The 10,554-nt window shown below is 59.4% G+C and carries 7 protein-coding genes; 4 read left to right on the forward strand and 3 right to left on the reverse strand.

The window, feature by feature from the left end; translation table 11 throughout:
* Positions 1-21: 21 nt before the first annotated feature.
* The gene (gene metA / locus L972_RS06080) at positions 22-969 is read right to left on the reverse strand and encodes a homoserine O-acetyltransferase MetA (RefSeq protein ID WP_047436627.1); all 948 of its coding nucleotides are present in this window, start codon (positions 967-969) and stop codon (positions 22-24) included.
* Between the two features lie 144 nt (positions 970-1,113).
* On the opposite strand from metA, the gene L972_RS06085 reads away from it, so the two are divergent.
* The 4 genes from L972_RS06085 to yidA all read left to right on the forward strand — a co-directional run bounded on the left by L972_RS06085 (position 1,114) and on the right by yidA (position 6,401).
* Positions 1,114-2,352, forward strand: a complete 1,239-nt coding sequence (locus L972_RS06085) for an HD-GYP domain-containing protein (protein ID WP_005336014.1) — start codon at positions 1,114-1,116, stop codon at positions 2,350-2,352.
* Between the two features lie 53 nt (positions 2,353-2,405).
* Positions 2,406-3,554 carry a CinA family nicotinamide mononucleotide deamidase-related protein gene (locus L972_RS06090; protein WP_047436631.1) on the forward strand — a complete coding sequence of 383 codons (1,149 nt, stop codon included), beginning with the start codon at positions 2,406-2,408 and terminating at the stop codon, positions 3,552-3,554.
* Between the two features lie 255 nt (positions 3,555-3,809).
* The gene (locus tag L972_RS06095; protein WP_047436634.1) at positions 3,810-5,477 is read left to right on the forward strand and encodes a DUF342 domain-containing protein; all 1,668 of its coding nucleotides are present in this window, start codon (positions 3,810-3,812) and stop codon (positions 5,475-5,477) included.
* A 114-nt stretch (positions 5,478-5,591) separates the two neighbouring features.
* Positions 5,592-6,401 (forward strand): sugar-phosphatase, encoded by an 810-nt coding sequence (gene yidA, locus L972_RS06100; protein WP_047436637.1) that lies wholly within the window; start codon positions 5,592-5,594, stop codon positions 6,399-6,401.
* 108 nt (positions 6,402-6,509) lie between these two features.
* Here yidA and L972_RS06105 read toward each other — a convergent pair whose 3' ends face one another.
* Together L972_RS06105 and tmaR are read right to left on the reverse strand one after the other, a co-directional pair.
* Positions 6,510-9,593 carry a transglycosylase domain-containing protein gene (locus L972_RS06105; RefSeq protein WP_047436640.1) on the reverse strand — a complete coding sequence of 1,028 codons (3,084 nt, stop codon included), beginning with the start codon at positions 9,591-9,593 and terminating at the stop codon, positions 6,510-6,512.
* 208 nt (positions 9,594-9,801) lie between these two features.
* Positions 9,802-10,119, reverse strand: a complete 318-nt coding sequence (tmaR, locus tag L972_RS06110) for a PTS system regulator TmaR (protein WP_005336024.1) — start codon at positions 10,117-10,119, stop codon at positions 9,802-9,804.
* Positions 10,120-10,554: the final 435 nt, after the last annotated feature.

Genomic DNA, 10,554 nt, shown 5'->3' on the forward strand with positions numbered 1-10,554 from the left:
CGGCTGGCGCAGGGCGACTGACTACTTGCCTCCCTGGTCGTAGGTAAAGACCTTGCCGATATCTTCCACCCGATAGCTGGTGAGCTGATAGACGTAGTAGTTGAGCCAGTTGGCAAACAGCAGATGACCATGGCTGCGCCAGCTGGCGCGCGGCGTCCGGCTCGGATCATTATTCGGGTAGTAGTTGACCGGAATGGCCGGTTCGAGCCCGGCCGCCAGATCCCGCTGATACTCACCATCGAGGGTCAGGGCATCGTACTCCGGGTGCCCGGTGACAAACACCTGACGACAATCCTTGGTCGCCGCCAGATAGACTCCCGCCTCTTCTGACTCGGCAAAAATCTGCAAGTCGGTCTGGGCACGGATCAGACCGCCATCAAACGCCGCGTAACGGGAGTGCGGGGCGACGAACTCGTCATCGAAACCGCGCAGCAGCGGCTCATGCTCATCGAGGCGATGGTGGCGGTAAACCCCGGAGAGCTTCTCGCCGTGGGTCTGTTTCTCCATGCCATACAAGGCTTTCAGCGCCGCCTGCACCGCCCAGCAGAGGAACAGGGTGGAGGTGACATGCTGATGGGACCACTCGATGATCTCGACGATGCGCGGCCAGTAGACCACCTCCTCGAACTCCACCAGCCCGAGCGGCGCCCCTGTGATGATCATGCCGTCGTAGTTGTTGCCACGCACCTGCTCGAAGTCGTGATAGAAGTTCTCCAGATGCGCCTGCGGCGTGTTCTTTGACTCCCTGTCATCGATGCGCAGCAGATCCACATCCACCTGCAGCGGCGAGTTGGAGAGCATCCGCATCAGCTGGATCTCGGTCTCAATCTTCTTTGGCATCAGGTTGAGGATGAGCACCCGCAGCGGGCGGATGTTCTGGGTGACGGCCCGGGATTCCGTCATCACGAAGATGTTCTCCTGCCCCAGCACTTCGGCGGCGGGTAACTGATCCGGGATCTTGATCGGCATGCTTACTCCCTGTACTGCATCAGTAAATATGTCTGGACATCCAGAAGCCTATAATAAAGCTCCTGCCCTGTCATCAGATACCTTTTGTATTCACCCCCGCCTTTGACTAGCATACGGCTCAGTGTGTCTCCTGCTTCCAAGATAATGACCGGTATCAAGATTTCCGTAGATCGACTGCAAGTCGGCAACTATGTATCCCTGCCACTGGGGTGGCGCGAACACCCGTTCCTGTTTTCCAGCTTCAAGATCAAAAGTGAAGAAGAGATCGAGCTGATCCGCCGTCTCGGCCTGAAACTGGTCACCATCATTCCCGACAAGAGCGACGTTCCGCCCAAGCCCCTCAATCAGGTACAGCCTCAGCAACAAGAGAGCGCAGACGCCGCCCAGCGCCAGGCCCAGATGCAGCAGGAGAAGGATCGCCGCATCGAACAGTTGCAACTCTATCGCCGCAACCTGCAGCAGTGCGAGAAACAGTTTCAGCAGTCGCTGGCCCAGGTGCGCAGCGTGATGAGCAAAATCCAGTCCCGCCCCCTCAATGCTATCGGCGAGGCGCAGGAGCTGGTCAACGCCATGACCGAGCAACTGCTCTCGGTGGACGAGATGGTGCTGCACTTGGTCTCCGACAGCGAGGATGGCAACAACCTCTACTTCCACTCCCTCAATGTGAGCGTGCTCAGCATGCTGCTGGCCAAGGAGTGCTGCATGACGGCCGACGAGATCCGTCAGGTCGGTATGGGGGCGCTGTTCCACGATATTGGCAAGCTGAAGATCCCGAGCCAGATCCTGCGCAAGACCGAGCCGCTGACCAAGCCGGAGCAGAACCTGATGGCCCAGCACCCGCGCTACGGGCTGGATCTGCTCAATCTGGCCAAGGATTTCCCGGCCGAGGCGAAGGGGATCGTGCTCCATCACCACGAATATCTCGATGGCAGCGGGCCGGAAGGGCTCAAGGGTGGCCAGCTCGATCCGCTGACCCAGATGGTGTCGCTGATCAACGAGTACGATAACCTCTGCCACATGCAGGCCAAGGTGCCCTACTCGGCCCTGAGCGGCCTCTACAAGCAGCGCAAGGCGCAGTTCAATCCGGAGTACCTCAGCATGCTGATCCGGTTGATGGGGATCTACCCCCCCGGCAGCGTGGTGCAACTCTCCAACGGTCAGGTGGGGCTGGTGATGTCGGTCAACGCTTCCCGCCTGCTCTACCCCTCGGTGCTGGTCTACGATCCGCGCATTCCCCGTCAGGAAGCCGCCATCATCGACCTGCAGCAAGCCGAACTGTCGATCGCCAAGGTGATCCACCCCAAACGGCTGCCGCCCGCCGTGTTCGAGTACCTCAATCCGCGTACCCGGATCAGCTACTACTTCGAGCACAACAAAGCCTGATTGTGTTGGCTCGAGGCCAACCATTGCCACCCGTTTAATCCAAGGAGCCTGCCATGCGTATCGAGATCATCAGTACCGGAGACGAAATAGTGACGGGTCTGGTGGTGGATACCAACGCAGCCTGGCTCAGCGCTCTGCTGCTGGAACAGGGGTGGCAGGTGCGCCGTCGTCTGACGGTCGGGGACAACCTCGCCGACCTGAAAACGGTACTGCAAGAGAGTGCCAGCCGCGCCGAGGTGGTGCTGGTGTGTGGCGGGCTCGGGCCCACTGCCGACGACCTCACTGCTCAGGCGGCCGCTGAAGCCTTTGCCCAGCCGCTTACCCTTTTCCCCGACTGGCTTACTACCATCACGGCCCGCTACGCCAGCCGTGGTCGCCCCATGGCACAAAGCAATGCCAAACAGGCCTGGTTGCCACAGGGGTGCGAAATCCTCGACAACCCGGTTGGCACCGCCTGCGGCTTTGTGGTGCGAAGTGGCCAGAGCCAGCTCTTCTTCACCCCTGGCGTGCCGTTCGAATTCAAGCAGATGGTGCGCGAGCAAATTCTGCCGCGCCTCAAACAGCTGGCCGGAGCACAGATCGACACCGAGCTGCGTCGCTTTTACACCTTCGGCGTCTCGGAGTCGGCGCTCAGCGATATGCTGGATGCCGAACCCTGGCCAGCCAACATCGAGCTGGGTTACCGCTCCTCCATGCCCCTTATCGAGCTGAAACTGATCGGCCACGGCGCCAGTGCCGCTGACATGGAAAGTGCAGAGCGCCGACTGCTGGATACGATCCGCCCCTGGCTGGTTGGCAGCGGAGATACGGAACCGGCGCAGCAGATCCTTGCGCTGCTGCAAGACAAACCGCTGACTCTGCTGGAGGGGGAGAGTGGAGGTGCGCTGCTGGCGCTTTGTCACGGCCATCCCAGGCTGGAGGCCAACTTCAGCGCGCAACTGGCCGATGAGCTGGCGCAACTGCCGACCACCGATGCGGGCCTGCAACTGACCATAGGGCGAGAGGGGCCGGAGGGAGTGCCACTGCAGCTCAGCGCCGATGGCAAGCACATCGGTCAGACGGTCAAGGTCAGCCACCCCGACCCGGAGAGCCGCCGCAAGATCCTCGCCTTTGCCGCCCTCGACATGCTGCGCCGCCATATGCTGGGTGAGCCGGTGCTCGGCGATTACCTCACCCTGGCCAGAACAGCCCAGCGCAGCTGATAAGAACCGCCATTCACCTGCCAGCGACCCTATGTCGCTGGCGCTACGATCCGTCTTTTCACTCAGTTTCCAAACAGCGCCCACATTTATCTGGCCGCCATCACCGATTTGACTTCAATTCATTGACCATTCAGAGGAAATATCTGAATACTGCCCACTCTCAGGGTTGGCGACTCGCTTTATTAATCATTGAGAGATTAAATGACAGTAGAGGAGCGAGCCGATCGTTCCGTTCTCATCCAGCAAGGAGATGCGGTGTTAAGCAAAGAGTGGTTGCTGCTATCAAGCGATATGGAACTGGTCTGCCTGCGGATTGCCGCCGGTCTCACCAAACCTGTCACGGAACAGGATGTGCAGGCTCTGCTGCTCGCTTCCAACTGTCGCCGCTATCAGCCGCTGCCCGAGGGGATCAAACAGGCCATCAGCCTGCTTAATACCCTGCTCACCAACCCTGCCGCCCCCGTCCCCGCCAACCCCATCCCTGTCGGCAAGCGTCAGGATGCCCGACTCGCCGTAATAGTGGAGAAGGATCGCATGAGCGCCATCGCCCAGATCACTGCCGACTGGGGTGGCAAGTATGTGACGCTGGAACAGCTGAAAGAGGCGATCGCCATCAGCGAAATCAAACAGGGGGTGAGTGAGCAACTGCTCACCGCTGCCATCCAGTCAGCCAAGGAGGCCGCCCCCGGCAGTCAGCTCAAGCTGGTGATTGCCAACGGCCAGCCTGCCGTCAATGGTCAGGACACTCGTTATGAGCGGCTGGTGGAAACCCCGGCCGAACGGATCCTCAAACCGCAGGAGCTGGGTCATGGCAAGGTCGACCTGCGGGATCTCGGCTCCATCGTCACCGTCAAGGCAGGCGCTGCGCTGATGCGCCGTCATCCGGCCACCGTCGGGGTGCCCGGTTTTACAGTGACCGGTCAGGATCTGCCCGCCAAGGATGGCAAAGACAGCCCGATGAGTGCTGGCGAGGGCACCTTTATCTCCCCCGACGATCCCGACCTGCTGATTGCCGGTCGGGCTGGCCTGCCCTGTCAGGAAAAAGCAGGCATGAAGGTGGACGAGGTGCTCAGCGTCAAACAGGTGGATGCCCGCCACGGCCACATTGATTTTGAAGGGGGATTAATCGTCAGCGGCGACGTCAACCCGGGCATGAAGATCCGGGTCAGCGGTGACATCGTGATTGGTGGCTTTATCGAAGGGGGCTGGATCGAGGCAGGGGGCAGCATTACGGTACGCCACGGCATCATTGGCCGCCGCAACGAGCAGGGAGAGTACCTTTGCCAACTCAATGCGCAGGGGGAGATCCACGCCAGCTACGCCCAGTATGCCCAGCTGGAAGCGGGGGGGGATATCCAGATCCAGAGCCAGCTCAGCCACTGCTACTCCCGCAGCGGACAAGACATCAAGGTGGGCGATAGCAACATGCGCAAAGGCACTCTGCTGGGGGGCACCAGCATTGCCAATCGCCTGATCATGGCCCCCAGCCTGGGGGCCGAGGCAGCCAACCATACCCGGCTGCAGATCCTTGGCGGCTACTTCACCCACAAGGAGCAGGAACACCAGCTCAAGCTGCGCCAGCAGGCGTGTCAGGCCCAGCTGGAGAAAATCAAGGAGCTGGTCATGAAGTTGCTGCAACTGCCCGGCGACAAGCGCAATCCGGATACCCTGCGCAAGCTCAAACCGATCCGGGACCATCAGCTGGCCGAACTGGCCCAGCTCGATGAGCAGCTCACCGCCAACCAGGAAGAGCTGCGAAACTTGATGGCTCAGATGGAGGTCATTGCCACCCAGCACCTCTACTCCGGCATCGAGGTCGAGATGGCCAGCTTCAAACGCAAGGTTACCATCACCCGAGGCCCTACCCGTCTGACCATCCATGATGAAACCCTGGAGATGACCCCTTACGAGGGACACAAATAGCTCAACCGGCACGGCCCCATCGCTGAACCGGTCGTGATCCCGTCGCCGATTTTCGCTACACTCGCCACTTCCTTGGCCCCACCGGGCGGGCCACCCAGACTCAGGTAGTGAGAGATGTACAAGCTGATCGCATTGGATATGGATGGCACCCTGCTCAACCCGCAGGGCCAGATTACTCCCCGCACCCACGCCGCCATCAGCGCCGCGCGCGCCAAAGGGGTAACCGTTGTGCTGGCCTCCGGCCGCCCGCTGGAAGGGATGAGCCGCTATCTGGAAGAGCTCAGCCTCACCACAGAGCATGACTACGTCATCTGCTACAACGGCGCCCTGGTGCAGCAGGTGGGCGATCAGCGCATCATCCGCAGCCAGCTGCTGACCGGCAGTGACGCCAGCGCCGTCGCCAAACTGGCTGATGAGCTGGAAGTGAACGTCCATGGTTTCTCGGTCACCCGTGGACTGATCAGCCCCCGTGTCAGCACTTACACCGAGCACGAATCTCGCCTGATCGGCATGCCGATCAATCTGATCGACTTCGCCACCCTGCCTGCCGACGAGCAGATCATGAAGGTGATGATGATCGACGAGCCGCCCCAGCTCTCCCGCGCCATCGAGCGACTGCCTGCAGAGCTCTATGAGCGCTATACCGTGGTACAGAGCGCCCCCTTCTTCCTCGAGTTCATGAACAAGCAGAGCAACAAGGGAACCGGCGTGGCCGCACTGGCCGAGCACCTTGGCCTGACCGCCGATCAGGTGATCTGCGTCGGGGATGCGGGCAACGATCGCCACATGATCGAATACGCAGGCCTCGGGGTTGCGATGGGCAATGCCACCGACGAGATCAAGGCTCTCGCCCAGCACACCACTGCCCGCAACGATGAAGATGGCGTAGCTCAGGTGATCGAGCAGTTCGTACTGAACGCCTGATCGCAATCGAGCGCCGCTGCGCCCGATGAGGAAATAAAAACGGGGAGGCTGTCAGCCTCCCCGTTTTTCTGGTTAGTTATCTGCGTGATGAGCGTTAATTCGCTCGCATCACTGGTTCGCCAGACACTGGGTATGGGAACCCGGTTGCAGGTAAGGCGTCAGCAGGGGAGCCATCCCCTTGAGCACCTGCACCGGCAGCGCAGAGGTGAAACGGAACTTGTCAGACTGGCTACCCGGTACATAGGCGGTCAGGGTACCGAAGTGATCCTCACCCAGATAGAAAACGAAGGTCGCGGTGCGGTTGCGCGCCAGCGAGCTGGTCACGTTGCCATAACGACCCACGGTTTCAATCCGGTTATCCCCGGTCCCGGTCTTGCCACCCATCTGCAGCACAGTGCCGTCCGGCAGGGTAAAGGCACCGGCGATACGTCTTGCCGTACCCCCTTCAACGACTTTGGAGAGCGCACTGCGCAGGGCTGCCGCCACCTCTGCCGGCATCACCCGGGTTCCCTCGGTGTGCTGCGGCTCAAACTCGGTCTCGAAGGGCGTCCCCTTGGCAAACGAGAGGTGCTCGATACGCAAGGTTGGCGAGCGGATACCGCCATTCTGGATAATCCCCATCAGCTCGGCCAGTGCAGCCGGACGATCGCCGGAGCTACCCAAGGCAGTCGCCAGCGAAGGTACCAGATGGTCGAACGGATAACCGAGCTTGGCCCAGCGCTGATGGATATCGAGGAAGGCTTCAACCTCCAGCATGGTGCGGATCCGGCTGTCACGGGCACTGCGATGACGGGTCTTGAACAGCCAGCTGTAGACCTCCTGCCGCTCGTCACGACTGGCCGCCACCGCGTCGGCAAAGGTGGCCTTGTCGAACTCCTTGAGATAGGCCAGCAACCACAGCTCCAGCGGGTGAACCCGGGCGATGTAGCCCTGATCCGGCAGTGAATACTTGCCCGGGCCATAACTCACATAGAGCTGATTGACCCGTTTGGCGCTCAGCTTCTCCCGCGGCAACCGCTCCGCCAGGAAGGCAGCAAAAGCCGCTTCGCTGGCTTCCGGCATCAGGTAGCGGTGAACCGCCGCCAGACGTACCGCACTCGGCTTGAGACCGTCGAGGAAGGTATCGAGCTGCTCCTCGGGAGTCTTGCCGCGATATTTGCGCCAGAAGCGCAGCAGATAGGTCTGGCCCTCTTTGTCAGCAAATTTGGCCAGATACTCCTGACGACGGGGATCCTTGTCATCCTTCAGCAACTGGGCACGGTTGCCCTCCTTGTAGAGGCTGTAGCGCACGATATCGCGCATCAGCCGCACAAAGGGCAAGTTAATCGATTCACGCAGAGAGTCACGCAACGTCGGAATACGATTGTTATCCTCGCGGCGGAAGTTGTTGAAGGTGTGCATGCCGCCACCGGTAAAGAACCCTTCGTTGGGGCTGGCGGAGTATTTACGATCCAGCGCTGCTTCCAGCATCACAGGCAGGCTCTTGTCCTGAGCCGTCATCAGATAGGAGATGGCCCAGCGGCTGAGGTTGTCCTGAGAGACGGCGGCCAGCTTGCGCAGATTCTCGACCGGCATCCCGGCATAGTTGTCGTGCAGCTCGGCCACGATCTCCAGATAGGTGGTCAGCACCCGCAACTTGGCGGTTGAGCCCAACTCCAGCTTGGAACCTTCGTTGATATCGAACGGCTGATCGGTGTTGTCGGTCTGCACCCGCACCTTGAACCCTTCCGGCGACTTCTCGAACAGGGTGAAGCTGTAGCGCACATCGCCGGTCTTCTCCGGCGAGAGCAGGCGCTCACCAAACAGCCCTACCTGGGCGGCAAACGTCGGGTCGGCCAGCTGTTGCAGATAACGGGAGATTTCGTTCTGCAACGGCATGTTGAGGCTGGTATCGGCGGTCAGATCCATCCGGTCAAGGTCATAGAGCTGCACTCCGAGCTGACGGCTCAGGCGAGTACGGGCAACCTGCAACCCCTTGTTATTGTTCACCCGGGTGATAGCAGGGGACTGCAGGAAGTCACGGAACGTAATCTTGGCCTTGAGCGCCGCTTCCATCAGAGGTGGCGTGATCATCCCCTCCTGCACAAACAGGCGCAGGTAGCTGTCGGTCAGGGTAGCCAGCGCCTCTCGCCCCTGAGCCAGATAGTAAGAGGGACGGCGGTGCGCAATCATCAAAGAGACAACCTGACGCAGGGCAAGCCCCTGCTCGGCCAGTGGTGCGTTCTGGTTGCGGGCGGGGTCCAGCAGACGGTTCACGTCATCGACATTGGCACCAAACCAGACCCAGAGACCATCTCCCAGACCATGCACTTCACCATATCCCGGCGCAGCCGAGAGCGGTACCGAGTTGAGGTAGGCCCAGGCGACCAGTTTGCGCGCTTCGAGGGTTTCCGGCCCGAGACGATAAGCCCGCACGCTGGCAGAGGCCATCTGACGGATCTTCTCGGTCGGCGACAGGGTCAGGCCATCCGGCGAGTGGCGATACTTCTCCACCTGGGTCGCCAGGGTACTGCCACCGGCAGATTGATCCTGCATATCGAGCGCCTTGCCCACCTGAGAGAGCGCCGCCTTGGCAAAACGGGGCCAGTCGACCGCCGGGTTGGCCAACGGCTCTTCATTGCTCAGCAAGTCGCGGTTCTCGATAAACAGCAGCGACTGGATGACGAGCGGTGGAATGGAGTCAAAATCCGGATAGTGATGGGTCGGATACTTGAATTGATAGAAGGGCTCGGCGCGGCAATCGTGCAGCGTCAAACCGGCCTGCACCTTCTCGGTATAGGGCACGAAGAAGCCACGACTGGCGTAGTCATAGAGCGCGTCGGAGAAATGCACCTGCTTGCTGACTTCATAGCCCCGCTGCAGCAGGCGCTCCTGCATCATCGGCAGTTGCACATAGCCGAGCCGCTTGTCGAACGGGCCATCCTCAGGGAAAGCGATCTGCTTGCTCTGACCAGGCTCGACCTGATAGGTGAGCTTGGCAGCATAGCGGGAGATCTCCTGAGATTGCAGCTTCGAGGTTTTCATCTCATAGCCAACCAGAGCGATCACCGCCCCCAGGCACAATAAAAAGAGAAAACAGAACAGCCAACGCCACCAGGGACGGCGCTTGCGCTTTGGGTTCCCGTCCGAGGTCTGGACAGATGAATCTTGAGATGCCACTTGTGTCAAATCCGTCTGTTCTGATGCGCCCATATCAGCCCCACCATGGTTGCGCAATTTATTGTGTTTCACTCAAGCTTAGTCTTTTCAAGTCAATGGCTTGAAACTATTGACCGCTTTGTGGTGATGGTAACAGGGCAATTCTAAAAAGGGGAGCCGATTGTTGCAGGAGTGGCAGAGATCCGAGCTGATAACAAAACACCGGCCAGTGGCCGGTGTCTCTGAAGCGAAAGCTGAACGCTTATTTGTGAGAGCTCATGCCCTTCAGTTTGGTGCTCAGCTCTTTACGCTCTTTGGATAGCTCGGCGTTCTTGATGATGTGGTCATCCACGCGCTCTTCATAGTCGGCGCGCATGTTGGCGATGATCGCCTGCACATCATCAATGCTCATGCCCGGCTTGATATAGTCGCTCAGGTTGTCGAGCAGCAGCACGCGCTTCTGATTGTCACGGATCTTCTTCTCGTTATCCGCAATTTCACGCTTGAGTTTGTTCTGGCGACGGGACATACGCACATATTCCAGTACATCGCTGAAGGTGGACTTGTTTACTTGTTCCATATCGATACCACTGACTTAAGGTTGATAAAAACTGGCCAAGTTACACCTGGAACCCGGCAAACCCAGCGCGGGACAGGCAAACTCAAGATGCCCTTACTCTACCGAGTTATAAGCGAGATACAACCCTAATCGCGCGCCATGAACAGAGTTTGGCCAAAAGTAAACCAGTTAAGATGGCCAGTGATCCATCAGATAAGGGCTTGATATAGATACAAAATGGAGAAGATGACAGGGCTTTAGTTCTCTTCTTCCAGATAAATGCTAATACTGGCTGTTTAACACGCTAAAAACATCAAAGCCCGGTCATGAAGCCGGGCTTTGCGTTGGTTTCGATGTGCAAACCTGTGGGTCGCTGGGCAAAATCGCCCATAGCAAAAAGGCCTTCCCATCAGGGAAGGCCTTCAAATTAGTGGCGGAGCGGACGGGACTCGAACC

The sequence above is a fragment of the Aeromonas sp. ZOR0001 genome, assembly GCF_000801015.1.
GTDB classification, from domain to species: domain Bacteria; phylum Pseudomonadota; class Gammaproteobacteria; order Enterobacterales; family Aeromonadaceae; genus Aeromonas; species Aeromonas veronii.

What these genes read in the sequence shown, in the direction of transcription:
- metA (WP_047436627.1), bottom strand. Translation starts at nt 969, where the DNA reads ATGCCGATCAAGATCCCGGATCAGTTACCCGCCGCCGAAGTGCTGGGG.
- L972_RS06085 (WP_005336014.1), top strand. Translation starts at nt 1,114, where the DNA reads ATGACCGGTATCAAGATTTCCGTAGATCGACTGCAAGTCGGCAACTAT.
- L972_RS06090 (WP_047436631.1), top strand. Translation starts at nt 2,406, where the DNA reads ATGCGTATCGAGATCATCAGTACCGGAGACGAAATAGTGACGGGTCTG.
- yidA (WP_047436637.1), top strand. Translation starts at nt 5,592, where the DNA reads ATGTACAAGCTGATCGCATTGGATATGGATGGCACCCTGCTCAACCCG.
- L972_RS06105 (WP_047436640.1), bottom strand. Translation starts at nt 9,593, where the DNA reads ATGGGCGCATCAGAACAGACGGATTTGACACAAGTGGCATCTCAAGAT.
- tmaR (WP_005336024.1), bottom strand. Translation starts at nt 10,119, where the DNA reads ATGGAACAAGTAAACAAGTCCACCTTCAGCGATGTACTGGAATATGTG.